We start from the raw sequence: 24,057 nt of genomic DNA, 5'->3' as shown, positions 1-24,057 counted from the left end.
CGTCGGCACGACACCACGTCGACCGGCCCGCCCCTGATGAGCGACGGAGGTCGCCCTTCTCGTCACCTTGTCGAAGGAGCCATCGTGACCGTCACGGATCCCCCCTATCGCGAGATCACCGACGCCCGAGGACGCGTCTACCGCGTCGGTGAGACACCGGAACAGATTCTCGGCGTACGCCGGCGGTGGATGGTCCTGCTGCCCTGGATGGCGATGATGGGCATCAGCGTCTTCGAGTACGGCTACGGCGCGGCCGAGTCGACCCTCGAGGACGTGCACGGCTGGAGCCTCTCGCAGGCCTTCTGGCTCGTGGCCGTCTGGACCGTGTTCCAGGCCGGCGTCGCCTTCCCGGCCGGACGGCTGCGGGAGCAGGGCAAGGTCTCGGCCCGCACGGCGCTGTTCATCGGCGCCGTGTGCGTCTTCTTCGCCTTCGCCGTCCTCGGGGTGACCAGCAACCTGGTGCTGAACTTCCTCTTCTACTCCGTGATCGGCGGCACCGGCGCCGGTCTCATCTACGCCACCTGTATCAACACCGTGGGCAAGTGGTATCCGGAGAAGCGCGGCGGCAAGACCGGGTTCGTCAACGGCGGGTTCGCCTACGGCGCGCTCCCGTTCATCTTCGTGTTCAGCTACCTGTTCGACAAGGACACCTTCACGCTCGTGCTGGTGCTCGTCGGCGTCTACATGCTGGTCGTCGTCGCCGTCTGCGCGATCCTGTTCAAGGACCCCCCGAAGAACTGGTGGCCTGCCGACGTCGACCCGTTGACCACCGCCACCACCGACCCGAAGAAGGAACGCAGCCTGCGCAAGAACCCGCCTGCGGTGCGCCAGTACACGCCGATGGAGGCCATCAAGACCGGCCAGCTGCCCCTGATGTGGCTCTCGCTGGCGATCATCGGCGGGGTCTCGCTGTTCGGGATCGGCTACCAGGTGGACTTCGCCGAGGAGGTCGGCTTCGGCCCGTTCATCGCGGCCTCGTCGGCCGGCCTGCTCTCGCTCGTCAACGGCGTCGGGCGCGGCATCGTCGGCTGGATGTCCGACCTGATGGGCCGGAAGCAGGCCCTCGTCCTGGTGCTGGTGATCGAGGGCGTCGCCCAGTTCGGGCTGCTCTGGAGCGGGAACTCCGGCAACGAGATCGGGTTCATGTTCTTCGCCTTCGTCGCCGGGTTCGGCGGCGGCGCGTTCTTCCCGATGTTCGCCGCGCTCACGCCGGACTACTTCGGCGAGAACAACAACGCGACCAACTACGGCCTCGTGTACAGCGCGAAGCTGGTCGGGGGCCTGTTCGGGCTCGGCGTCGCCTCCCACGTGGTGGAGGTCTGGGGCTACACCGGCGCGTACACGATCGCGGGCATCATCGCCTTCGTCTCCGCGGGCTCGGCCGCGATCCTGCGCCAGCCGGGCCGCCCCCGTGGCGGCGGAGCGGTGCCGGTACCGGCGGTCGCGACCGCCGGGGCGCCCGAGGCCGCACCGACGGCGCCGACGGCACCGTCCGGCCCGACCGCGATGGCGACCGACGACGCCACGACCCGCCGGGAGAGCTGAGGCGCGCGGGGCCGGTGTCCGGACATCCCGGGCACCGGCCTCCGGGCGTCCGCCGGGCGGTCGCCCGGCGGGTTAGCGTGTCCGCTCGTGGCGGACGCGTCGGTGTGGGAAATCCTCCTGCTGGGGGTGCTCGGCCTGCTCGCCGGGGCGGTCAACGCCGTCGCCGGCGGCGGGTCGCTCATCGTGTTCCCGGCGCTGCTCGCGGTGGGGATGCCGCCGCTGCCCGCCAACGTCACCAACTCGGTCTCGCAGTGGCCCGGGTACGCCGGATCAGTGGTCAACGCCCGGGGCGACCTGCGCGAGCAGCGCCGGCGACTGGTCACCACCTCGATCGCCGCCGCCCTCGGCGCGGCGATCGGCTGCACGCTGCTGCTGATCCTGCCGCAGTCGGTGTTCGACGCGGTCGTGCCCGTGCTCGTGCTCCTCGCGAGCCTCACGCTCGGCGCGCAGCCGTGGATCAAGAGGTGGACCCGGCGCGAGGAGCGGGCGGCGGACAGCCCGCGGGTGCTGCTCCCGGCGATCTTCCTCGCCGCGGTCTACGGCGGGTACTTCGGCGGGGCGCTCGGGGTCGTGCTCATCGCGGTGCTGTCCCTGTTCGCCCACGACACCCTCCAGCGGCTCAACGCGCTGAAGGTGGCGCTCTCGCTCGTGACGAGCACCGTGACCGTGGTGCTGTTCGCCCTCTTCGCGCCGGTCGACTGGCTCGCGGTGCTGCTGCTCGCGCCCACCACGCTGGTGGGCGGCTACCTCGGCATGGCGGTGGCCAAGAAGATGCCCGACGGCGTGCTGCGCTGGAGCGTCGTGGTGCTCGGCGTCGCGGTGGCGATCTATCTCGTCCTGAAGTGACCGCCCTCGCCGTCGGGCTGCTCGCGGCCGTCCTCGTCGTCGCGGTCACCCGGCCCCGGGGCCTGCCCGAGGCGAGCGCGGCGGTGCCGGCGGCCGTCGTCGTCCTCGCGGTCGGGCTCCTCACCCCGGAGCGGGCGTGGCAGGAGGTCAGCGAGCTCGGGCCGACGGTCGGATTCCTCGCCGCGGTGCTGGTGCTCGCCCATCTCGCCGACGCCGAGGGCGTCTTCCGCTGGGCCGGCGGCGTGCTCGCCCGGCGCTCTCACGGACGCACCCAGCGCCTGTTCCTGCTGGTCGTCATCGCGGCGGCCCTGACCACGGCGGTGCTGAGCCTCGACGCGACGGTGGTGCTGCTGACCCCGGTCGTGCTCGACACGGCCCGCCGCCTGGCCGCCCGGCCCGCGCCGCACGCCTTCGCGTGCGCGCACCTCGCGAACAGCGGGTCGCTGCTGCTTCCCGTCGCGAACCTGACCAACCTGCTCGCCCTGCAGGCCACCGGCCTGTCGTTCCTCGGTTTCGCGGGGCTGATGCTGCTGCCGCAGCTCGCGGTGCTGGTCGTCGAGTACGTGGGGCTGCGGCTGACGTTCCGCGCCGACCTCGCCGCGCCGACCGAGGAGCCACCGGGGACCGAGGAGCCGCCCCTCCCCCGGTTCGCCGTCGCCGTGCTCGCCGCGACGCTGCTCGGGTTCGCGGCCTCGTCGCCGCTGGGCATCGAGCCGGTCTGGGTCGCGGTCGCGGGCGCCCTGGTGCTGGCGGTGAAGACCGTCGCGACGCGGCGCTCGCGGGCGCGCGACGTGGTGCTCGCGGCGTCGCCGCTGTTCTGCCTGTTCGTCCTGGCGCTGGGGGTCGTGGTCGCGGCGGTGACCGACCGGGGGCTCGGCGACCTCGTCGCCGGGGTGCTGCCGACCGGCACCTCGTTCGCGGCCCTGCTCGGGCTGGCGGCCATCGCGGCGGTGCTCGCGAACGTCGTCAACAACCTGCCCGCGACGCTGGTCCTGCTCGCCGCGCTCGGGCCGGCGCCGGCCACGGGCGCCGTGCTCGCCGTCCTCGTCGGCGTCAACATCGGCCCGAACCTCACGCCGGTCGGGTCGCTGGCGACCCTGCTGTGGCGTCAGGTCCTCGCCGCCCGCGGCACGCCGGCACCGCTGCGCACGTTCACGGTGGCGGGCCTCGCGACCGTCCCGCTGGGCGTCGTCGCGGCGACGGGGGCGCTGTGGCTCACCCTGGCCGTCACCGGCTGACGCCCATCACCTCCGTGCCCACCGCGCCGAGCAGGTCCAGCCGGCCGCGGGCGTCGGCGTCGGCGGGCGTGAAGACCAGCAGGCGCAGGTCGTCCTCGGCGGTGGTCAGGGTGTCGCAGTCCAGCTCCACGTCGCCGACGTCGGGGTGCACGACGGTCTTGTGGCTCTGGTGGTGCCCGGCGATGGCGCCGGAGTCCCAGAGCGCCCGGAACTCCACGCTGGCGTCGTGGAGGTCGTCGATGAGCGCGCGCAGATCGGGGTCGCCCGGATAGCGGCTCGTGCTGCCGCGCAGGTCGGCGACCAGGGAGCGGGCGAGGGCGTCACGTTCCTCGGCGGTGTGGCGGACGCGGTCGCCGGCCTCGCCCTCGGTGAACAGGCGCCAGAGCGTGTTGCGCCGCCGCTCCTCCACGGCGGTCGGGTCGCCCATGAGCGCGGCGTAGAGCGGGTTCCAGGAGATCAGCGTCCAGGTCGCGTCGAGGACGCCGACGGGGTGGTCGTGCAGGGCCTCGAGGATGCGGCGCACGCCGGCCGGGATGCGCCGGGAGATCCGTCCGCGGTCGGGGGCGTGCCCGGCCAGGCGGAACAGGTGGGCCTGCTCGGCGTCCGACAGGCGCAGCGCGCGGGCCAGGGCGGCGCACACCTGCGCCGACGGGGTGCGGGTGCGGCCCTGCTCGAGGCGCACGACGTAGTCGATCGAGATGCCGGCGAGCAGCGCCAGCTCCTCGCGCCGCAGACCCGGTGCGCGACGGGGGGCGTTGACGGCCATGCCGAGCTGGGTCGGGTCGGTGCGGTCCCGCCAGGCGCGGAGGGCGGCCGCGAGCTCGCCGGTGCTCATCACCCGATCATGCGCCTGAGCGACCCCCCGTGGGGGGTACGCGGTGTACCAGGACGATCCGTCGCTCCCCGCCACCGCGAGTCGAGATGAAGGTAGGACCCATGACCACCTCGGAACTGACCGACCGCCTCGCCCTCGCCGACGACCTCGTCCTCACGCGCATGGGCTACGGCGCGATGCAGCTCGCCGGACCCCACGTGATGGGGCCGCCGCGCGACCGCGACGAGGCGGTCGCCGTGCTCCGCGAGGCCGTCGACCGGGGCGTGACGCACCTCGACACCGCCGACTTCTACGGCCCGTTCGTCGTCAACGAGATCATCCGCGAGGCGCTGCACCCCTACCCCGCCGACCTGCGGATCGTCACCAAGGTCGGCTGCCGCCGCGGCGACGACGGCGCGTGGAACCTCGACACGTCGCGCGAGGAGCTGATCCGCGAGGTGCACGAGAACCTCGAGCGCCTGGGAGTCGAGGCCCTCGACGTCGTCAACCTGCGGGTCTCCGACGACCCCTACACGTCGCTCGCGGAGCCGTTCGGGGTGCTCGCCGAGCTCCAGCAGCAGGGCCTGATCCGGCACCTCGGCGTCAGCAACGTGTCCCACGCGCAGTTCACCGAGGCCCGGTCCGTCGCCCCGGTGGTGTGCGTGCAGAACCTCTACAACCTCGTCGCGCGCCAGGACGAGGACATCCTCACCGAGTGCGCGGCGGCGGGGATCGGGTTCACCTCGTTCTTCCCGCTCGGCGGCTTCTCGCCGCTGCAGTCGGACACGCTCGCCGCCGTCGCCGAGCGCGTCGGCGCGACGCCGCAGCAGACCGCGCTGGCGTGGCTGCTGCAGCACTCGCCCGCGATGCTGCTCATCCCGGGCACGTCGTCACGGGGTCACCTGCGCGAGAACCTCGCCGCGGCCGACCTCGTCCTGCCCGCTGACGCCGTCGCCGAGCTGGACGCGATCAGCTGAGTCGCCGCCGTCCCGGGCCGCGTCGCGTTGCACGACCGGCCCGGGGCTCGGCAGGCTACGGCGCGTGACGTCGCTCGAGGCGCAGGCCCGCGCCCGTGTCCGTGAGCAGGCCCTCGGCATCGCGGCGGGCTGGTCGCCGCCCGACGCGCCGCCGGAGTGGGCCCTGACCGCGGAGAGCTTCCGCGCCATCGCCACCGAGTCCGACCTGCTCGCGCTGGCGGCCGCCGTCCCCGCCGACCGGCTGCCGCCGCTGCTGCTCAGCGCCGCGATCCGCTTCCTCGTGGCCCGGCACGGACCGGTGCCGCTCGCCGGCTACTACCCGACGCCGGGGTCGGGCCAGCCCGCCCTCGACGACGGCTACCGGCCCGCGCTCGTGGCGTTCGCCCGCGAGCACGCCGGGGAGCTGGGCCAGCTCTGCGCCGAGCACCGGTACCAGATGAACGAGGTCGCCCGCAGCGCCGACGTCCTCGCCGCCCTGAGCCGGCTCGACCCCGCCGAGCCGATCGCGCTGGTCGACCTCGGCACCGGCGCGGGGCTCGGGCTGCACCTCGACCGCTACCGGTACGACTTCGGCGGTCGCACGCTCGGTGACGACGACGCCGCCCTGACGATCGCCCCCGAGCTGCGCGGCCGCCCGGCGCCCCTGCCCGCGCGCATGCCGGACATCGCGGCGCGGGTCGGCGTCGACGTCGAGCCCCTCGACCTCGACGACCACCGCGTGCTCGACTGGCTCGCCGCGTGCATCCCGCCCGAGACGACGGCCGTCGACCGCTTCGCCGCGGCGTCCACCGTCGCCCGCGAGCACCCGGCGACCACCGCGCGCGCCGACGTCGTCGACGGCCTGCTCGACGTGTGCGCGGGGATGCCGGGCGACGCCCGGCTCGTCCTCGTCGACACCTACGTCCACGTCTTCCTCACCGGCGACGAGCGCGCCCGGTTCCGCCGGCAGCTCGCGGCGCTGGGCCGCGACGTCGAGTGGATCTCGGTGGACCCCCTGGTGCCGCTGGGCGGGGAGGGCACGGAGAGCACCCAGTACCTGCCGGTGCCGCCGCGGGCGCTCGCGGCGACGCGCGCCGGCGTCACCGGGGTCGTCGGGCACCTGTCGATCGGCCGTGACGGCACCTCCGACGGCGAGATCCTCGGGCTCGCCCATCCCGGCGGCGCGTGGCTGGAGTGGCTGGCGGACGTGTGAGTGATCCACGGCACGCTTGACCATGCCGTGGCGGCACGGTTTCCACTGTGTGTGGGAAACGGACACATCGCCCGAGGAGCGGACCCATGGCCTGGAGCACCAAGCAGCTGGCCGAGCTCGCCGGCACCAGTCTGCGCGCGGTGCGGCACTACCACGAGGTCGGCCTCCTCGACGAGCCCGAGCGTCGTGCCAACGGCTACAAGCAGTACGGGGTGGCGCACCTGGTGCGCCTCCTGCGGATCAAGCGCCTCGTCGACCTCGGGTTCTCGCTCACCCGGATCTCCGAGATGGGCGACGCCGAGGACCACCCCGAGCAGGCCCTGCGCACCCTCGACGCCGAGCTCGCCGCGACCATCGACCGGCTGCAGCGCGCCCGCCTCGAGCTCGCCACCATCCTCGACCGGTCCGCGTCGGCCGACCTGCCCGCCGAGCTGAGCGACGTCCGCCAGGTTGCGCGGTTCTCCGAGGCGGACCGGTCGTTCTCGGTGGTGCTGAGCCGGGTGCTGGGCTCGCAGGGGCTGCAGACCTACGCGGACCTCGTCCGGGACACCCCCGACGACCCGGCGTTCGGCGAGTTCGACGACCTGAGCGCCGACGCCGACGAGCCGGCGCGCCAGGCGCTGGCCGAGCGGATGGCCGGACCTCTCGCCGCGCTGCGCGCCGCCCACCCGCCCCTCGTCCTCGGCGAGGACGCCCCGATCGACGGACGCCGTGCGCAGCAGACGGTGGGGGCCGCCCTGCGCGAGCTCTACAACGGCGCGCAGATCGACGTCCTGGTCCGGATCGAGACCGAGATCGCCAAGCAGGCGCCCGCCGGGTAGCGCGGCGCCACCGCACTGTCCGCCGGGTGACAGCGCAGGGCACCCCGCGTCCCTAGCGTTCGCCGTCGGGCATCGGACGCGGAGGACGCATGATCGGCAGAGGGACCGGGCTCCGGGGAGCCGTGCTGGTCGCGGTGCTCACCACGGTGCTCACCGCGGCGCTCACCGCGTGCACCGGCGCGGCCGCGACGCCCCCGCCCCCGAGCGGCGCGGCCGGCGACTTCGCGCAGGCCGTGGACGTCGGCGGCCGCAGCGTCTACGTGGAGTGCCACGGGACGAACGCGCCGGGCCGCCACACCGTCGTCCTGATCTCCGGGTACCACGACTCGGGCGACGCGTGGAGCATCGACTAGATCATCCAGCCTCCGGCGGTGGGTCCGGCGGTGCCGGTGGCGCTCGCCCGCGACCACCGGGTCTGCGTCTACGACCGCCCCGGGACCCTGCGCGTCACCCTCGACGGCAACCCGCTGACCGAGCGGACGACGCCGGTGCCCCAGCCGCGCACCGCGACGGACGTCGTCGCCGAGCTGCACGCCGCCCTCGGGGCCGCGGGCGTCCCTGGCCCGTACGTCCTCACGGCGCACTCGCTCGGCGGGCTGTTCGCCCGGCTCTACGCCCAGACCCATCCCGAGCAGGTCGCGGGCGTCGTGTTCGTCGACGCGTTCTCCGCGACGGTGCCCGCTGTCTTCGGGGCGGGCTGGCCGCTCTACCGCGACGCCTACCTCAACGCGGTCCCGCCGGGCACCGTGCTCGCCGCCCCCGAGTCAGAGCGGATCGACATCGACGCGAGCGTCGCCCAGGTGGCGGCCGCCCCGCCGTTCCCGCCGGTGCCGATCGCCGTGCTGACCAAGACCGAGCCCTTCCAGATCACGCTCCCGCCGCCGCCCGGCCTCACCGTGGACGACATCAACCGGTTCTACGAGGGGGCGCAGGCCGACATCGTCGCGCTGCGCCCGAACACCCCGCAGACCATCGCGACCGGCGACTCGCACTACATCCAGTGGCAGAGCCCGGACCTGGTCGTCTCGGCGACGGACCTGGTGGACGGGCGCGTCCCCCGCTGACGGTCAGGCCAGGAACGAGGTGTCGTTCACGAGGCGCACGGAGGCGCCACCGTCCGGCCAGAACTCCACGATCGACAGGCATGCCAGGTCGAGGTGCAGCCGGTAGAGCATCTGCGGGCCCGCGTCGAGCGCCCGGCGCAGGATCAGCTTGATCGGCGTCACGTGGCTGACCAGCACCACGGTCTGCCCGGGCCAGCGCCGCAGCAGGTCGTCGAGCGCCGCGTTCACCCGTCCGGCCACGAGGTCGAAGCTCTCGCCCTGCGGTGGGCTGACCGAGCTGTCCGCGAGCCAGGCCCGGTGCACCTCGGGGTCACGGGCGGACGCCTCGGCGAACGTCAGGCCTTCCCAGGTGCCGAAGTCGGTCTCGGTGAGCCGGTCGTCGACGGTGACCCCGAGGCCGAGGACGCCCGCGACCGGCTCGGCGGTCTGCCGGGCGCGCATCAACGGCGAACTGATCACCGCCCGGATGTGCCCGTCGGTGGCGACGGTCCGGGCCGCCAGGGCGGTCGCGGCGGCCGCGGCCTGTTCCAGCCCGTCGCGGGTCAGCTCGGGGTCGCCGCGACCGGAGTAGCGGCGCTCGACCGACAGCGGGCTCTGCCCGTGACGGAGCAGCAGAACGCGGGTCGGCGCGGTGTTGCCGCGCCCCGTCCAGGCCCCGGCGGTCGTCATCAGCTCGTGCCCGCGGTCTTCGCGGTGCGCACGACGATCGCGCCGCACTGTTCGCAGCGCACCACCTCGTCGGGCGCGGCCGCCGCGACGTCGCGCAGCTCGCTGCGGTCCATCTCCAGCCGACAGGCGCCGCACCGGTTGCCGGTCAGCTCGCCGGCCCCGGTGCCGCTGCGGGCCCGGAGCTGGTCGTAGAGGCCCACGAGGTCCGCGGGGAGCTCCTTCGCGAGCTCGGTCCGCTCGGCGCCGCGGCGCTCCTCGAGGACGTCGAGGTCGCCGAGCACGCCGTCGCGACGCTCCGCCGCGTCGGCCAGCGTGGTCTCGGCCTTCTCCAGCTCGCCCTGCTCGTGGGCCAGGTCGGTCTCGGCCGCGTCGAGGCGCTCCATGAGCTCGAGCTGCTCGTCCTCGAGGACGCCACGCCGGCGGGCCAGCGTGTCGAGCTCGTGGGACAGGTCGGTCACCTGCTTCGCCGAGACGCTCCCGGAGTCCACGAGCCCGCGGTCGCGCTCCTCGCGCGTGCGGACCTGGGTGACCTCCTGCTCGAGCTTCGCGACCTCCCGGCCGAGGTCGCTGACCGACGTCCGCGCGCGCACCACGGCGTCGCGGTGGCCGGCCACCGTCGTCTCGGCCTCCTCCACGGCGGTCTGTTCGGGCAGCGTGCGCCGGCGGTGCTGGGCGCGGGCGAGCTCCGCGTCCAGCGCGGCGAGGTCCAGCAGGCGGCGCTGCGCGGTCGGGTCGGCCTTCATGCGATCACGGCTCCTGAGGGCTCTCCGACGGTCCACGCGTCGGTGCGGATGGTCGACACGGTGATGTCCAGGCCCGGGTCGGCCGCGGCGAGCACGCTCGCGGCCTGGGCGCACCACGGGTGCTCGGACGCCCAGTGGGCGACGTCGACGAGCGCGGGCGCGCCGGGCTCGGCGAGGTGGTCGGTCGCCGGGTGGTGGCGGAGGTCCGCGGTGACGTAGACGTCGACGCCCGCGGCGCGCGCGAGGTGCAGCATCGAGTCCCCCGCCCCGCCGGAGAGGGCGACCCTCTCGACGGTCCTCGCCGGGTCCCCGGCGGCGCGCACGCCCCACGCGGTCGGCGGGAGCGCGTCGGCGACCCGGCGGGTGAACGCGGCGAGGGTCTCGGGCTGCCGCAGCGTGCCGAGGCGCCCGATGCCCACGGTGCTGTCCGCGGCGGGCTCCAGTGGGCGCTCGACGGTGACGCCGAGGGCGTCCGCGAGCGCGTCGGAGACGCCGGGACGCGCGGCGTCGGCGTTGGTGTGCGCGGTGAACAGCGCGGTGCCGGCGCGGATCAGGCGGTGGATCGCCGACCCCTTCGGCCCCGTCGTCGCCACCCCGTGGACGCCGCGCAGCAGCAGCGGGTGGTGGGTGACGAGGAGATCGGCACCGATGGCGATCGCCTCGTCGATCACGGCCGGGAGGGGGTCGACGGCGATCAGGACCTTCTGGACCGGCTCGTCGGGGTCGCCCACGCCGAGCCCGACGGCGTCCCAGTCCTGCGCCAGCGCCGGGGGGTAGGCGGCCTCGAGCGCGGCGGCGGCCTCGGCGACGGTGAGCATGGCCGTCCATTCTGCCCACCGCGGCTGTGGTGCTCGCCTGTGGTGCAGCGAACGTGGCGTTCGTTGCTTCTCTGCGCCCGAAGTCCCCGTTCGCGTCGCCGTCCGGGGCGCGCGGGAGCATGACGGACGTGCACGTCGTCTTCGTCTGTTCGGGCAACATCTGCCGCTCCCCCGTCGCCGAGAAGGTGTTCCGCGCCCGGCTCGCCGAGGCGGGTCTCAGCGACACCGTGGAGGTGAGCAGCGCCGGCATCGGGTCCTGGCACGCCGGGGAGCCGATGGACCGGCGCGCCGCCGCGACCCTGCGCGAGCGGGGCTACGACACGACGCACACGGCCCGCCAGGTCGACCGCGGGCAGCTGGGCGCCGACCTGCTGGTCGCGGCGACCGACGGTCACGTGCGTGACCTGGTGGCCGCCGGCGCGGACCCCGGGCGCGTCGTGCTGCTCCGGTCGTTCGACCCCGAGGCCCCCGCCGGCGCCGAGGTGCCCGATCCGTACTACGGCGGCCCGGGCGGATTCGACGAAGTGATCGACATGGTCGAGGCGGCGATGCCCGGGTTGGTGGCGGAGGTCCGCCCGTGACGGTCGACGACCTGCTGGCGGGTTCCGGCCACGGCGTGCGGATGGAGACCCTCGACGACGGCACCGAGGTCGTCGTCAAGGGTGGCGAGCCCTCGGCGATCGCGGCCGAGGCCGCGGGGCTGCGGTGGCTCGCCGAGCCCGGTGTCGTCGGCGTCCCCGAGGTCCTCGGGGAGGCCGAGGGCCGGATGGTGTCGACGCGGGTGCCGGCCGGTCGCCCGGAGCAGGCTGCGGCAGCGGCCTTCGGCCGGGGCCTCGCCGCCCTGCACGCCGCGGGGGCGCCGGCGTTCGGGTCCCCGCCCCCGGGCGGACCCGTCCACGCCTGGATCGGGAACGCACGGATGGTCAACGAGACCGGGTCGGCCTGGGCGCCCTGGTACGCCGAGCACCGCGTCCTGCCCTACGCGCGGCAGGCCCGCGACCAGGGCACGTTCTCGGCCGACGACGTCGCGCTCGTCGAGCAGGCGTGTGCGCGCTTCGAGGGCGTCGGCGGCGCGGACGAGCCCCCGGCCCGGCTGCACGGCGACCTGTGGACCGGCAACGTGCTGTGGTCCGGCGGGCAGGGCTGGGTCATCGACCCCGCCGCGCACGGCGGGCACCGCGAGACCGACCTGGCCATGCTCGCGCTCTTCGGCGCCCCGCAGCTGGACACGGTCCTGGCCGCCTACGACGAGGCCGCGCCGCTCGCGGACGGCTGGCGCGACCGCGTCGGGCTGCACCAGCTCTTCCCGCTGCTCGTCCACGCCGTGCTGTTCGGCGGCGGGTACGGCTCCCGCGCCCTCGACGTCTGTGAGCAGTTGGCGACCCCATAGGGGCGCCAACTGCTCACGTAGCCTGGCGCGGTGCGGTTCCTGCTGCGACCCGGGTGGATCGCGCTGACGCTCGCCGTGGTCGCCTTCGCGTTCGCGTGCGCCTACCTGCTCGCCCCGTGGCAGTTCCACCGCAGCGTCGAGCGCGACGGCACGAACGCCGCGCTGGAGCGTGCCGTGGCGACCGCGCCGGTGCCGCGCTCGGAGCTCGTCGCGCCCGGGGCGGAGCCCGCCGCCGACGTCGCGTGGCGCCAGGTCACCGTCGCCGGCACGTACCGCCCCGAGGGCGAGGTCCTCGTCCGGCTCCGGACCATCGAGGGGTCGCCGGGCACCGAGGTGATGACCCCGCTCGTCACCACCACCGGGGAGACCGTCCTCGTCGACCGCGGTTACGTCCGCAGCAGCGACGCGGGCGGTCTGCCCCCGATCGCGCCAGCGCCGGCCGGGACCGTGACGCTCACCGGCTACCAGCGCCTCGACGAGGGCCCGCCCAGCAGGCCCGCCGTCGTCGCCGACGGCCACCGGCAGGTCTACGCCGCCGACGCCCCCGCGGTCGCCGCCGCGGGCGGCGTGCCCACCAGCCCGGGCTACGTGCAGCTGCTGCCCGGCCAGCCCGGGGTGCTCACCGCCGTCCCGCTGCCCCCGCCCGACCCGAACCCGTCGTACTCCTACGCCTGGCAGTGGCTGATCTTCGGGCTGATGGCCATCGGGGCGTGGATCTACTTCGCGCGCCTGGAGTGGCGCCGCGCCCACGGCCTCGAGCCGCACCGCGAACGCGATCGCCAGGACCCCCGCGACGCCGCCGACGGCACGCCGTGGGACGCGCGGCCCTCGCCGAGCACGGAGGAGAAGCTCGCGGACCGCTACGGGCGACGCTGAGTCGAGCGGGTGGCTTTTCTGACGCTCAACGCGAGCGTGGACGCCAGGCTGACACCACGGCGACCACGAACGCCGCCGTCGCCAGACCCACGGCGCGGGAGAGGCGGACGGCGCGCGGGAGGTCGGTGACGACGGGGGCGCGGCCGTCGCCGAGCACCGGGCGGTCCTGCGGGCCGTAGGGGTAGACCGTCCGCCCGCCGAGGCGCAGGCCCAGCGCGCCCGCGAACGACGCCTCGACGGGGCCGGCGTTGGGGCTCGGGTGCGCGGGGGCGTCGCGGCGCCACGCCCGCACGGCGTCGGCCGGGCGCCCGCCGACCAGCGGCGCGCAGGCGGCCGTCACCAGGGCGGACACGCGGGCGGGCACCACGCCGGCCACGTCGTCGGCGCGCGCCGAGGCCCAGCCGAAGCGCGCGTACCGCGCCGAGCGGTGGCCCACCATCGCGTCGAGGGTGTTCACCGCCCGGTGCCCGAGCAGGCCCGGCACGCCCGCGACCGCGCCCCACACCAGCGGTGCGACGACGGCGTCGGCGGTGTTCTCGGCGACCGACTCCAGCGCGGCGCGCGCGAGCCCGTCGGCGTCGAGCGCGGACGGGTCCCGCCCGCAGAGGTGCGGCAACCGGCGCCGCGCCGCGTCGACGTCCGCCGCCGACAGCGACGCCGCCATCGCCGCACCCTCGCCGGCGAGCGACGTCCCGCCGAGGACCGCCCAGGTCGCCGCGGCCGTCACCACGACCCGGGGCACCGGACGGGCCGCCGCGCGCTCGGCCAGCGCACCCAGGCCGACCGCGCCGCCGACGAGCACCGCGGCGTACGCGACGCCGGGCGCCCGGCGGTCGGCCCACCACCGGCGCTCGAGCCACGACGCCACCGCGCCGAACGCCGCCACCGGGTGGCCGCGGCGCGGGTCGCCGAGGACGGCGTCGGCGAGCACCCCGAGCGCGAGCCCCGCGGCCCGCGCCGAGACGAGAGGCACCATCCGCAGGCGCCGGCGCCTGTCGATCATGCGGAACGTGCCCCTCGCGCTGTCACACGCGGGACGATCTCATTGCTGCGCCGGCAGCACGTGCTCCCCGGTCTTGTCCGCCGAGAGCGACAGCGAGGAGATGTAGCCGCCCTTCGCGCTGGCGAGCATGTCGGGACGCTCGAACTCCTGGCCCGAGACCTGGTCGAGGTAGGGCGTCGAGGACGGGTTGCCGTCGGCGTCGAGGTAGGGCTCGTCGATGCCGTCGTCGGTGCGCCGCAGGTAGTACCGGCCGCGCGTCACGACGGCGATCAGCGGCGTGAGCACCACCGCGACGACGATGGCCACGATCGTCGAGTACGACGACAGGAACGCCCCGAGCAGGCCGAAGTACGCCGCGATCGAGAGCAGGGAGGCGGCGAGGAACGAGACGACGCCGACGGGGTTCCAGCCGTGCAGCATCCCGCGGCGGAACTCGGGCCGCTTCGGCGAGAGCTTGAGCAGGTACTTGTTCACCGCGATGTCGGTGGCGACGGTGACGACCCAGGCGATCGCGCAGTTCGAGTAGAAGCCCAGCAGCCCGTTGAGGAAGCTGAACATGTTCGCCTCCATGAGGACCAGCGCGATCCCGAGGTTGACGAACAGGAACGTGATGCGGCCCGGGTAGTGGCTGAACACGCGGGTGAAGGCGTTGGTCCACGCCAGCGAGCCGGAGTAGGCGTTGGTGACGTTGATCTTCACCTGCGAGAGCACCACGAGCAGCAGGGCGAGCGGGATCACGAGCCACGTCGGGAAGATCGCCGAGAGCGCGCGGTCGAACTGCTCGATCGGCTCGACGGCCGCGTCCGCGCCGACCTCGGCCAGGATCAGGACGGCGAGGAACACCCCGATGATCTGCTTGACCGCGCCGAAGAACACCCAGCCCGGCCCGCCGAGCACCACCGCGGTCCACCACTGGCGCTTGTTCTCCGCGGTCTTGGGCGGCATGAAGCGCAGGTAGTCGATCTGCTCGCCGATCTGCGCCATGAGCGCCAACGAGACCCCCGCCCCGAGCATGATCGAGGCGAAGTCCACCCCGGAGCCCTCGGTGCCCGGGTGGGCCAGGAAGCGGCTCACCGAGCCCGGGTCGGCGACGACGAGGAACACCAGCGGCGCGACGATGAGCACGACCCACAGCGGGTTGGTCCACGTCTGCAGCTTGGTCAGCGCCTTCATCCCGTAGATCACGAGCGGCAGGATGACGAGCGTCGAGAGCAGGTAGCCGATCCACAGCGGGATCGACAGGGCGTAGCGCAGGCCCTGCGCCATGATCGAGCCCTCGAGCGCGAAGAAGATGAAGGTGAAGCTCGCGAAGATCACCGCGGTGATCACCGAGCCGTAGTAGCCGAAACCCGAGCCGCGGGTGACCAGGTCGAGGTCGAGGTTGTAGCGCGCGCCGTAGTACGCGAGCGGGAAGGCGCTGACGAAGATCACGAGCGCCGCGACGCCGATGGCCCAGAGGGCGTTGCCGGTGCCGTGCTGCAGCCCGATGCCGGCCCCGATCGAGAAGTCCGCCATGTAGGCCATGCCGCCGAGCGCCGAGCCGCCGACCACGAACGGCGTCCACCGCCGGTAGCTGCGCGGTGCGAACCGGAGCGTGTAGTCCTCGAGGCTCTCGCGGGTGGCGGTGTCCTTCGGGGGCGCGGCAGGGGCGCCTGCGGCGCCGGACGTGGCGGGTTCGGTCGTCAAGGAGGCTCCCGACGTGTGAGCGGCCGGTGTGGTCACGTCGAACGCTGCAACCCCTCTGTGACGTGTGTGTGACAGCGCCGCTACAGCCGCGAGTGGACACCTTCCGTGATGGGATGGTCGCCGTGGGTTTCAGCGACGAGCTCTGGACCGCCGGCGCCGACGTGTACGCGCGGGTCCGCGAGCACCCGTTCCTCACCGGCCTGTCCGACGGGACGCTGCCGCACGCCGCCTTCCGGCACTTCGTCGTGCAGGACGCCCACTACCTGCGCGGCTACGCCCGCGCGCTCGCCGTGCTCGGCGCCCGCGCCCCCACCGCGGACGACACCGTGATGTTCACCCAGCACGCGGCCGGGGCCATCGCCGCCGAGCAGGACATGCACGCCGGTCTCGCCGACGCGCTGGGGCTGACCGCGGAGGCCGCGGCGGCCGTCCCGGTCGCGCCGACGACCACCGCCTACACCAGCTACCTGCTCTCGACCTGCCACGGCGGCTCGTTCGCCGAGGGCCTCGGCGCGGTGCTGCCGTGCTACTGGATCTACGCGAAGGTCGGCGAGGCCCTGCTCGAGGACTCCTCCCCCGATCCGCTCTACGCCCGCTGGATCGCGATGTACGGCGGCGAGGAGTTCCAGGCCGTGGTGGACGCCGTCCTCGCGCTCACCGACCGCGTCGGGCCGACCCTCGGCGACGCGGAGCGCGCGCGGGTGCGCGAGCACTACGTGACGACGTGCCGCTACGAGTGGATGTTCTGGGACGCGGCCTGGCGGCAGGAGAGCTGGCCGGTGTGACTCACGGAGCGGGACGGCGCAGCACGAACCGGGTCTCGACGACGTGGTGCGCCGTGCCGGGCGCGGTCGGCACCGGCGCGTGCTGCGGGCCGGCGAGGCCCACGAGCTCCCAGCCCTGCTGTCCCAGCCGGTTGAGCTGCTCGGCGTAGACGCGCGCCCACGCCACGCGGTAGGGCCGGAACTCCTCGAGGATCAGCTCCCCGGCCGGGCCGATCGCGTAGATCTGCCACTCGGCCGCGTCGCCCCGGTCGCCGCCCGCCGGCGCGTCCTCGGCCAGGCCCACCGCCGAGATCTCCAGCGTCGCGTACTCCCAGGCGGCGGCCACGCGAGGACCCTAGACCGGCGCCGGAGGTCAGGACGCGCGACGGCGGCCCGTGCCGTGCCGCGAGCGCGTCCGCGCGAGCGCCGCCTCGCGCGCGACCTCGCTGGACCGGGCCGTGCGCGCCGCGGCCCGGGCCGGCCGGGGGCGCTCGCCGCGCCGGGTCGACCGGGTCATCGGGACACCGCCGCGCGTCCGCTCGGAGGCGGGCGGGCCGAGCGTGGTCACGGTGCGCCGGGCGCCGGAGGTCGGCGACGGCGCGGCGTCGCCGGTGAGCAGGAAGCCGGCGATCTTCACCAGGACGCCGACGACGATGAGCGCCGGCCCGATCACCCACCGCCCGGGGACCTCGAGCGCGATGACGGCGACGCCGGCCCCGAGGAGGACCAGGCCGCCGAGCAGGAGGAGAGCGGACCGCACCAGGCCACGCTACGTGGTACTTGAACGCTCAGCAGTCAGCCGAACGGGGCAACACGGCCGCGCCGGTGCCGGTGACGATCTCGGGCCGGAGTCGTAGGGTGTGCCGAACGCGTCTGGGAGGGCACATGGAGTTCGCGGTGCGGTACGTCAACGGTCCCCTGCAGGGAGCCGGGTCGATCACGCTGCCCGACGACGCCGGCGGGGAGCCGCCGCTGCTCCAGCGCATCCCGCTGCCGACCGGCGAGCACGGTATCCGCCGCACCGTCTCGGACATGGCGGGCGCCGGTCAGCACGCGATCTACGAGCGCACCCGCTACAACGAGCCGAGCGGCGAGTGGGAGTTCTCCCTGGTCCGCGTGGAGTAGGCGCGGCGAGAGGGTCCAGAATCGGGGCCGTGTCCACGGATCCCGCCACCGCCACCGGTGTGCTGCGTCCCGCGGCCGCGCAGGACGCGGAGCGGGTCGCGGCGATCTTCGCCGGTTACGTCCTGCAGTCGATCGCGACGTTCGTCGAGGAACCACCCTCCGACGAGTACTGGCGCGAGCGCATCGCGGATGCGCACCCCGGGCTGCCCTTCCTCGTCGCCGAGGTCGACGGCGAGGTCGAGGGCTTCGCCTACGCGGCGCCGTTCCGCCCGCACGCGGCCTACCGCTACACGGTCGAGGACTCGATCTACATCGCACCGGAGGCCGCCGGCCGCGGCCTCGGCTCGCGCCTGCTCGCCGGGCTGCTCGACGAGGTGCGGCCCACCGAGGTGCGCCAGGTCGTCGCCGTGATCGCCGCCCTGCCGGGGTCGCGCCACGACACGCCGTCGATCGTGCTGCACCGGCGGCTCGGGTTCGTCGAGATCGGCCGGATGCCGTCGGTCGGCTACAAGAACGGCCAGTGGGCCGACACCGTGCTCATGCAGATCGATCTGCGTCCCGACGGCTGAGGTCCCCCACGCACACGAGAACGGGCCGCCCCGCGAGATGCGGGACGGCCCGTCAGGACCGTGGGCTGCGCTCGGGGCTCAGGCCTGGACGGCGGCCGCGACCGCCGGGCGCCGGCTCCAGTTGCGCTGCGCGTGACGCACGAGGGCCGAAGCCACCCCGACGCCCGCTCCCGCACTCACGATCATGCCGATGAACACTGCCGCCATGACGGCTCCTCCTCACCACGTGCACGCGTCGTGGTCGGTGACCGGGTCCGGATGACCCGACCGATCCGCCGACACTTGCGAACCGTGGATGCTGTCTGCATCCACCCCTAGAGACGCGTCGATCTCGGGTGATGTTCCATCGCGTTCGCCCCGCGCGGCATGACTCCACTCACAGCAACGTCACCGTTCCGCCGTGTGTACCGCCGAGCCGTTCAGTAGTGTCCGACGAGTACGCGAAGTAAACGGGCGTTAACGACATCGCGCACGTTTCCGGCAATTCGGACAACAGCGTCCCCGAGCGGGGTGAGGGGAGATGACATGACGCAGACAGAGTCCGGCGGCTCCGGAGGAGTGCCCGAGGGCGTCACCGTCACCGACACCGGCACGATGAAGCGCGCCGTCGGCGCCGCCGCCGTCGGGAACATCACCGAGTGGTTCGACTTCGGGGTCTACGCCTACCTGGCGACGACCATCGAGGAGCAGTTCTTCCCGCCCGACAACCCGACGCTCGCCCAGATCGGCGTCTTCGCCGGCTTCGCGGTGTCGTTCCTGGTCCGCCCCCTCGGCGGGCTGTTCTTCGGGCCGCTCGGCGACCGGATCGGCCGCACCAAGGTCCTGTCGATCACCGTCATCATGATGGCGATCGGCACGTTCCTGCTCGGCTTCATCCCGCCGTACTCGGCGATCGGCATCTGGGCGCCGATCCTGCTCGTGCTCTGCCGCATCGTGCAGGGCTTCTCCACCGGCGGTGAGTACGCGGGCGCGATGACGTTCATCGCCGAGTACTCCCCCGACCGGCGCCGCGGTTTCTTCGGCAGCTTCCTCGAGTGCGGGACGTTCATCGGCTACGCCCTCGGCGCGACCGTCGCGACGGTCATCCCGCTGGTCTCGACCGAGGAGTTCGCCTCCACCTGGGCGTGGCGCATCCCGTTCTTCATCGCGCTGCCGCTGGGCATCGTCGGTGTCTACCTCCGCACGAAGCTCGAGGAGACCCCGGCCTTCCAGACATTGCTCTCGGAATCCGAGGAGCGCGAGGGCCAGCAAGCCAGTGCCGGGCTGAAGGAGCTGTTCGGAAAGTACTGGCCCGCGATGCTCGCCGCGGGCGGGCTCGTCGTGGCCTGGAACGTCCCGAACTACATGCTCACCAGCTACATGCCGACGTACCTCGAGGACAACGTCACCCTCGTCGGCGGGACGGCCATCGACAGCACGACGTCCCAGTGGCTCCAGATCATCATCCTGTGGGCCGCGGTCTTCGCCATCCCGTTCCTGGGCCGGCTGTCGGACCGGGTGGGCCGCAAACCGATGCTCTGGGTCGGCGCGATCGGGACGATCGTTCTCGCGGGCCCGATGATGGTGCTGCTCAGCAGCGGGTCGGTGGCACTGGTCGCCCTCGGTCTCGCCGTGATGGCGCTGCTGCTCATCCTGTTCTCGTCGACCTGCCCGTCGACGCTGCCGGCGCTGTTCCCGACGGAGATCCGGTACGGCGGCCTGGCGATCTCGTTCAACATCTTCGTGTCGGCCTTCGCCGGCACGACGTCGTTGATCATGACGGCCCTGGTGCCCACCACCGGGTGGGGCGGCTGGCCCGCGGTCTACCTGATCCTGGCCGGGCTCGCGGGCGTCGCGGTGCTGGTGAAGCTCCGCGAGACGGCGGGCAAGCCGCTGCCGGGCTCCAACCCGGCCGTGTCCACCGAGCAGGAGGCCCGCGAACTGGTCGCCTCCCGCGACTGAGCCACCACCGGGCTCACCTCGGTGGGTTGCCGGGGGTGTCGGGCGGCGGGATCACGGGCACGATGAGCCCGTGTCCGCACCCGACTCCCCCGGCCCCACCGTCTTCGTCCTGTTCGGGGCGACCGGTGACCTGGCCAAGCGTCTGGTCCTGCCGTCCTTCTTCCGTCTCGTGCAGGAGAAGCTCCTGCCCGACGACTGGCGCCTCATCGGCAACGGGCGCCGCACCAAGACCGACGACGAGTTCCGCGACGAGGTCCACGAGGCCCTGGAACAGTTCGGCGGCCTGACGCCCGACGACGGGCCGTGGGACGAGTTCGCCGCGGGACTGCGCTTCGCCGGCGGCGGGTTCACCGCCGACGACCCGGGCGAGCTGCTCGACCGCATCGCGGAGGCCCGCGGCGAGATCGGCGAGGACGCCCAGCTCGTGCACTACCTCGGCCTGCCGCCGAGCACGTTCGGCGAGTACACCCGTGCGATCGGCGCCCACGGCCTCGCCGAGGGCGCCCGTGTCGTCTACGAGAAGCCGTTCGGGACCTCCCTGGAGAGCTTCCGGAAGCTCGACGAGGTCGTGCACGACGTCCTCGACGAATCCCAGGTCTTCCGGATCGACCACTTCCTGGGCAAGGAGGCCACCCAGGAATTGCGCGCGTTGCGGTTCGCCAACGGCCTGTTCGGGAGCTCCTGGGACCGCCACCACGTGGCGGCCGTGGAGATCGACGTGCCCGAGGTCCTCGACGTCGCCGACCGCGCCGAGTTCTACGACGCCACCGGCGCCGTGCTCGACATGCTCGTGACGCACCTGTTCCAGGTGGCGGCCGAGGTGGCGATGGACCCGCCGCCCACGTTCCGCGCCGACGACGTCGCCGCCGCCCGCGACGAGGCCGTGCGCCACTTCCGCCCGCTGCAGCGCGACGAGGTGGTCCGCGGGCAGTTCGAGGGCTACCGCGACCTCGACCACGTCGCCGACGACTCCACCACCGAGACCTTCGTCGCGGCCCGCCTGTGGATCGACAGCGACCGCTGGCGCGGCGTGCCGTTCCTGATGCGCACCGGCAAGCGGATGGCCGCGAGCCACCAGAAGGTCAACCTCGTCTTCCGCGACCCCGAGAACGGCCCGGTCGACGAGCGCGACCTGCCCACCCGCGGCAACGTGCTGTGCTTCGACCTCGCCGGCGACGGCGCCCTGGCGCTGTCGATGAACGTCAAGACGCCGGGCGCCTCGTCGGAGCTCGGCACCGCGTGGACCCAGATCCCGCTCGACAGCCTCTCGGGCGGCGACCCGCTGCCGCCGTACGTGCGCCTGATCCACGACGTGCTCGCCGGCGACCGCGCGCTCTTCACCCGCCCCGACGGGCTCGAGGACGTGTGGACCGCGGCTGCCGAGGTGCTCGACGACCACCGGCCGCCCGAGCCCTACGCGCCCGGCTCGTGGGGCCCCGAGTCGGCCCTGCGCCTCGCCGACCCCGTGGGCTGGGTCCTCCCCGGCTGAGCCCCATGTGAGCGAACTTCGGTGCTATGGCACCGAAGTTCGCTCACATGCCGGTCAGTGCTGGGCGCCCGGCTCGCCCGCGTACTCGGGGCCGGCCGACCGGCGGTTGGCCGGGTCGTCGCCGGTCGCGCCCTGGATCGCCCGCCACACCGTCTCCGGGGTCAGCGGCATGTCGATGTGCCGCACCCCGAGGTGCGAGACCGCGTCGACCACGGCGTTGTGCACCGCGGGCGTCGAGCCGATCGTGCCGGACTCCCCGATGCCCTTGGCGCCGAGCGGGTTCAGCGGCGTGGGGGTCTCGGTGTTCGTGGCCTCGTAGGTGATCAGGTCCGCGGCCGAGGGGATCAGGTAGGACGCGAGGTTCCCCGACGTCGGGTTGCCGTCCTCGTCGTAGGTCACCCGCTCGTAGAGGGCCTGGGAGATGCCCTGGGCGATCCCGCCGTGCTGCTGGCCGGTGACGAGCATCGGGTTGAGGATGCGGCCGCAGTCGTCGACCGCGACGTGCCGGCGCAGCTTCACCATGCCGGTGTCGAGGTCGACGTCCACCACGGAGATGTGCGTGCCGAACGGGAAGCTCGACTGGCCCTGGGTGAAGTCGAGCTCCTCGAGCAGCTGCCTGCCGCCGACACCCGGGTCGTAGCCCGAGCCGTCCTCGGACGCCGTCGCCACCTGCGCCCAGGTGATCTGGGTGTCGGCGATGCCCTTGACCCCGAAACCGCCGTCGACCTGCTCGATGTCGTCGGGCGACGCCTCGAGCATGTGCGCCGCGATCTCGCGGGCCCGCGACACGAGCTGCTCGGAGGCCGTCCAGATCGCGCTGCCGCCGGTCTGCAGCGACCGCGAACCGGCCGTGCCCGCGCCGCTGCGGACCAGCTCGGTGTCGGACTGGACGAGGCGCACCTTCTCCATCGGCACGCCCAGGATCTGCGAGGCGATGTGGGTGAAGGCGGTCTCGTGGCCCTGGCCGTGCGCGCTGGTACCGGCCTTGACGGTGAACGTGCCGTCCGGGTGGGCCTGCGCCGAGCCGAACTCGACGTCGAGACCCAGCGGCGCGGTGACCTCGACGTAGGACGCGATACCGATGCCCATCGCCACGCGCGAGCCGTCCGCGCGCTTCTTCTGCTGCTCGGCGAGCAGGTCGTCGTAGCCCGCCGCCGCCTTGGCCGCGTCGAGCGCCTTGGCGTGCTCGGCGTTGTCGTACTGCGCGCCGGTGATGCTGGTCATCGGGAACTTGTCCGGCGTCAGGAAGTTCTTGCGCCGCATCTCCAGCGGGTCGACGCCGATCTCGTCGGCGGCCATGTCGATGATCCGCTCGAGCATCTGCGTGGCCTCGGGACGCCCGGCCCCGCGGTAGGCCCCGATCTGCGTGGTGTTGGTGGCGACGGCCTTCCACGTGAAGTCGATGGCCGGGATGTCGTAGACGCCCTGGGCCATGAGCTGGGTCAGGCTCGGCAGGATCGTCCCGAGCACCGGGTAGGCGCCGGCGTCGCCGATGGCGGTGGCCCGCAGACCGACGATCTGGCCGTCCTTGCGCACGCCCATCTCGACGTACTGCACCTGGGCCCGGCCGTGGACCATCGAGAGCATGTTCTCGGAACGGGTCTCGGTCCAGCGGACCGGCTTGCCGAGCGCGCGCGCCGCGGCGCCGACGATCCCCCACTCCTGGTAGGCGTGCATCTTCGGCCCGAAGCCGCCGCCGACGCGCGGGGCGATGACGTGGACGTTCGCGCCGTCGACACCGAGGTCGCCGGCGAGGGCGTCCCGCGCGCCGTGCGGGCCCTGGCTGGAGACGTACATCTTGATCTTGTCGCCCTCGCCGGGGATCGCCACACAGGCGTTCGGCTCCATCGGGACGCCGGCGAGCTTCTGGTTGTAGAAGGTGTGCTTCACGACGGTGTCGGCGGTGTCGAAGATGCCCTCGACGGTGCCCGTCCCGTCGCCCGCGACGAGGTTGGACCCGAGGTCGTCGAACAGCTTCGGGGCGTCGTCGGCGAGCGCGGCCTCGATGTCGGTGACCGCGGGCAGCGGCTCGATGTCGGCGAAGACCGTCTCGGAGGCGTCCAGCGCCTGGCCGGCGGTCTCGGCGATGACGACCGCGACGATGTCGCCGACGAAGCGCACCTTGCCGCGGGCGAAGGCCGGGCGGTTCATCGCGTCGGGCACGACGCCGGGCAGGCCGGGACGGTCGTTGACGTTCAGCTCACCGTCGACGTACACCGCGACGACACCGGGCATCGCGCGCGCCTCGGCGGCGTCGATGCTGGTGATCGTGCCGTGCGCGATCGGCGAGCGGACGAACACCGCGTGGTACGAGCCCTCGACCGGGAGATCGCCGGTGTAGTCCTCGGCGCCCCGGATCAGACCCTTGTCCTCGGTGCGCTTCACCGAGTTGCCGAAGATCGACGTGGAACGGGTGGGGGTGATGGTCATTGCGGGTCCTCCAGTGGTGCCCGTGCCGGGGGGATCAGAAGATCAGACCAACGGGTC

At 73.6% G+C, this 24,057-nt stretch carries 26 protein-coding genes; 16 read left to right on the top strand and 10 right to left on the bottom strand.

Features of this window, described 5'->3' with window-relative positions; all coding sequences use genetic code 11:
• Positions 1-84: 84 nt before the first annotated feature.
• From ACR9E3_RS18370 to ACR9E3_RS18360, 3 genes are all read left to right on the top strand, one after another.
• Entirely contained in the window at positions 85-1,545 is a 1,461-nt protein-coding gene (locus ACR9E3_RS18370; RefSeq protein ID WP_460381950.1) for an OFA family MFS transporter, read from the top strand.
• 87 nt (positions 1,546-1,632) lie between these two features.
• The gene (locus ACR9E3_RS18365) at positions 1,633-2,391 is read left to right on the top strand and encodes a sulfite exporter TauE/SafE family protein (protein ID WP_460381949.1); all 759 of its coding nucleotides are present in this window, start codon (positions 1,633-1,635) and stop codon (positions 2,389-2,391) included.
• Positions 2,388-3,629, top strand: a complete 1,242-nt coding sequence (locus tag ACR9E3_RS18360) for an SLC13 family permease (protein WP_460381948.1) — start codon at positions 2,388-2,390, stop codon at positions 3,627-3,629. The genes ACR9E3_RS18365 and ACR9E3_RS18360 overlap by 4 nt, the downstream gene beginning before the upstream one ends.
• Here ACR9E3_RS18360 and ACR9E3_RS18355 read toward each other — a convergent pair.
• Complete coding sequence (locus ACR9E3_RS18355; RefSeq protein ID WP_460381947.1) at positions 3,619-4,464, bottom strand: helix-turn-helix domain-containing protein; 846 nt, start codon at positions 4,462-4,464, stop codon at positions 3,619-3,621. The genes ACR9E3_RS18360 and ACR9E3_RS18355 overlap by 11 nt on opposite strands.
• Before the next feature lie 101 nt (positions 4,465-4,565).
• Between ACR9E3_RS18355 and ACR9E3_RS18350 the strand changes: the two genes are divergently transcribed.
• The 5 genes from ACR9E3_RS18350 to ACR9E3_RS18330 all read left to right on the top strand — a co-directional run bounded on the left by ACR9E3_RS18350 (position 4,566) and on the right by ACR9E3_RS18330 (position 8,497).
• Positions 4,566-5,420 carry an oxidoreductase gene (locus tag ACR9E3_RS18350; RefSeq protein WP_460381946.1) on the top strand — a complete coding sequence of 285 codons (855 nt, stop codon included), beginning with the start codon at positions 4,566-4,568 and terminating at the stop codon, positions 5,418-5,420.
• Positions 5,421-5,484: 64 nt separating this feature from the next.
• Positions 5,485-6,612 (top strand): DUF2332 domain-containing protein, encoded by a 1,128-nt coding sequence (locus ACR9E3_RS18345; RefSeq protein ID WP_460381945.1) that lies wholly within the window; start codon positions 5,485-5,487, stop codon positions 6,610-6,612.
• An 86-nt stretch (positions 6,613-6,698) separates the two neighbouring features.
• A complete protein-coding gene (locus tag ACR9E3_RS18340; protein ID WP_460381944.1) occupies positions 6,699-7,433 on the top strand; it encodes a MerR family transcriptional regulator in 735 nt (244 codons plus the stop codon).
• Positions 7,434-7,522: 89 nt separating this feature from the next.
• Entirely contained in the window at positions 7,523-7,786 is a 264-nt protein-coding gene (locus ACR9E3_RS18335; RefSeq protein WP_460381943.1) for a hypothetical protein, read from the top strand.
• A gap of 18 nt (positions 7,787-7,804) precedes the next feature.
• A complete protein-coding gene (locus ACR9E3_RS18330; protein ID WP_460381942.1) occupies positions 7,805-8,497 on the top strand; it encodes an alpha/beta hydrolase in 693 nt (230 codons plus the stop codon).
• A 3-nt stretch (positions 8,498-8,500) separates the two neighbouring features.
• Here ACR9E3_RS18330 and ACR9E3_RS18325 read toward each other — a convergent pair whose 3' ends face one another.
• Genes ACR9E3_RS18325 through ACR9E3_RS18315 form a run of 3 tightly spaced genes read right to left on the bottom strand, consistent with a single transcriptional unit; the run spans position 8,501 to position 10,727 of the window.
• Positions 8,501-9,166, bottom strand: coding sequence for a histidine phosphatase family protein (locus ACR9E3_RS18325; RefSeq protein WP_460381941.1), 666 nt, complete (start codon positions 9,164-9,166; stop codon positions 8,501-8,503).
• Positions 9,166-9,909 carry a zinc ribbon domain-containing protein gene (locus ACR9E3_RS18320; protein WP_460381940.1) on the bottom strand — a complete coding sequence of 248 codons (744 nt, stop codon included), beginning with the start codon at positions 9,907-9,909 and terminating at the stop codon, positions 9,166-9,168. Before ACR9E3_RS18320 ends, ACR9E3_RS18325 begins: the two co-directional genes overlap by 1 nt.
• A complete protein-coding gene (locus tag ACR9E3_RS18315; RefSeq protein WP_460381939.1) occupies positions 9,906-10,727 on the bottom strand; it encodes a Nif3-like dinuclear metal center hexameric protein in 822 nt (273 codons plus the stop codon). Before ACR9E3_RS18315 ends, ACR9E3_RS18320 begins: the two co-directional genes overlap by 4 nt.
• Positions 10,728-10,846: 119 nt before the next feature.
• Here ACR9E3_RS18315 and ACR9E3_RS18310 point away from each other — a divergent pair, with 119 nt between their 5' ends.
• The 3 genes from ACR9E3_RS18310 to ACR9E3_RS18300 are packed head-to-tail and all read left to right on the top strand — an operon-like array spanning position 10,847 to position 12,993.
• Entirely contained in the window at positions 10,847-11,308 is a 462-nt protein-coding gene (locus ACR9E3_RS18310) for a low molecular weight protein-tyrosine-phosphatase (protein ID WP_460381938.1), read from the top strand.
• A 41-nt stretch (positions 11,309-11,349) separates the two neighbouring features.
• Complete coding sequence (locus ACR9E3_RS18305) at positions 11,350-12,117, top strand: fructosamine kinase family protein (RefSeq protein WP_460381983.1); 768 nt, start codon at positions 11,350-11,352, stop codon at positions 12,115-12,117.
• Positions 12,118-12,147: 30 nt separating this feature from the next.
• Positions 12,148-12,993 carry an SURF1 family cytochrome oxidase biogenesis protein gene (locus ACR9E3_RS18300; protein WP_460381937.1) on the top strand — a complete coding sequence of 282 codons (846 nt, stop codon included), beginning with the start codon at positions 12,148-12,150 and terminating at the stop codon, positions 12,991-12,993.
• A gap of 25 nt (positions 12,994-13,018) precedes the next feature.
• On the opposite strand, the gene ACR9E3_RS18295 is transcribed toward ACR9E3_RS18300, so the two are convergent.
• Complete coding sequence (locus tag ACR9E3_RS18295; RefSeq protein ID WP_460381936.1) at positions 13,019-13,996, bottom strand: cobalamin biosynthesis protein; 978 nt, start codon at positions 13,994-13,996, stop codon at positions 13,019-13,021.
• 39 nt (positions 13,997-14,035) lie between these two features.
• Positions 14,036-15,682 carry a purine-cytosine permease family protein gene (locus ACR9E3_RS18290; RefSeq protein ID WP_460381935.1) on the bottom strand — a complete coding sequence of 549 codons (1,647 nt, stop codon included), beginning with the start codon at positions 15,680-15,682 and terminating at the stop codon, positions 14,036-14,038.
• A gap of 113 nt (positions 15,683-15,795) precedes the next feature.
• On the opposite strand from ACR9E3_RS18290, the gene tenA reads away from it, so the two are divergent.
• Positions 15,796-16,467, top strand: coding sequence for a thiaminase II (gene tenA, locus ACR9E3_RS18285; protein ID WP_460381934.1), 672 nt, complete (start codon positions 15,796-15,798; stop codon positions 16,465-16,467).
• Between the two features lies 1 nt (position 16,468).
• On the opposite strand, the gene ACR9E3_RS18280 is transcribed toward tenA, so the two are convergent.
• Together ACR9E3_RS18280 and ACR9E3_RS18275 are read right to left on the bottom strand one after the other, a co-directional pair.
• The gene (locus ACR9E3_RS18280) at positions 16,469-16,792 is read right to left on the bottom strand and encodes a hypothetical protein (RefSeq protein ID WP_460381933.1); all 324 of its coding nucleotides are present in this window, start codon (positions 16,790-16,792) and stop codon (positions 16,469-16,471) included.
• A gap of 27 nt (positions 16,793-16,819) precedes the next feature.
• Positions 16,820-17,206, bottom strand: a complete 387-nt coding sequence (locus tag ACR9E3_RS18275; RefSeq protein ID WP_460381932.1) for a hypothetical protein — start codon at positions 17,204-17,206, stop codon at positions 16,820-16,822.
• Between the two features lie 125 nt (positions 17,207-17,331).
• Between ACR9E3_RS18275 and ACR9E3_RS18270 the strand changes: the two genes are divergently transcribed.
• Positions 17,332-17,571, top strand: coding sequence for a hypothetical protein (locus ACR9E3_RS18270; RefSeq protein WP_285654849.1), 240 nt, complete (start codon positions 17,332-17,334; stop codon positions 17,569-17,571).
• A gap of 29 nt (positions 17,572-17,600) precedes the next feature.
• A complete protein-coding gene (locus tag ACR9E3_RS18265) occupies positions 17,601-18,140 on the top strand; it encodes a GNAT family N-acetyltransferase (protein WP_460381931.1) in 540 nt (179 codons plus the stop codon).
• A 78-nt stretch (positions 18,141-18,218) separates the two neighbouring features.
• On the opposite strand, the gene ACR9E3_RS18260 is transcribed toward ACR9E3_RS18265, so the two are convergent.
• Positions 18,219-18,347: a hypothetical protein gene (locus ACR9E3_RS18260; protein WP_460381930.1), complete on the bottom strand. Its 129-nt coding sequence runs from the start codon at positions 18,345-18,347 to the stop codon at positions 18,219-18,221.
• A gap of 318 nt (positions 18,348-18,665) precedes the next feature.
• Here ACR9E3_RS18260 and ACR9E3_RS18255 point away from each other — a divergent pair, with 318 nt between their 5' ends.
• Both ACR9E3_RS18255 and ACR9E3_RS18250 read left to right on the top strand, forming a co-directional pair.
• The gene (locus tag ACR9E3_RS18255; protein WP_460381929.1) at positions 18,666-20,081 is read left to right on the top strand and encodes an MFS transporter; all 1,416 of its coding nucleotides are present in this window, start codon (positions 18,666-18,668) and stop codon (positions 20,079-20,081) included.
• A 70-nt stretch (positions 20,082-20,151) separates the two neighbouring features.
• Positions 20,152-21,570, top strand: coding sequence for a glucose-6-phosphate dehydrogenase (locus tag ACR9E3_RS18250; RefSeq protein WP_460381928.1), 1,419 nt, complete (start codon positions 20,152-20,154; stop codon positions 21,568-21,570).
• A 54-nt stretch (positions 21,571-21,624) separates the two neighbouring features.
• Here ACR9E3_RS18250 and ACR9E3_RS18245 read toward each other — a convergent pair whose 3' ends face one another.
• Positions 21,625-24,000 carry a xanthine dehydrogenase family protein molybdopterin-binding subunit gene (locus ACR9E3_RS18245; protein WP_460381927.1) on the bottom strand — a complete coding sequence of 792 codons (2,376 nt, stop codon included), beginning with the start codon at positions 23,998-24,000 and terminating at the stop codon, positions 21,625-21,627.
• Positions 24,001-24,057: the final 57 nt, after the last annotated feature.

This window comes from Actinomycetospora sp. C-140 (genome assembly GCF_054796175.1).
This window is presented reverse-complemented; position numbering and strand designations above follow the sequence as displayed.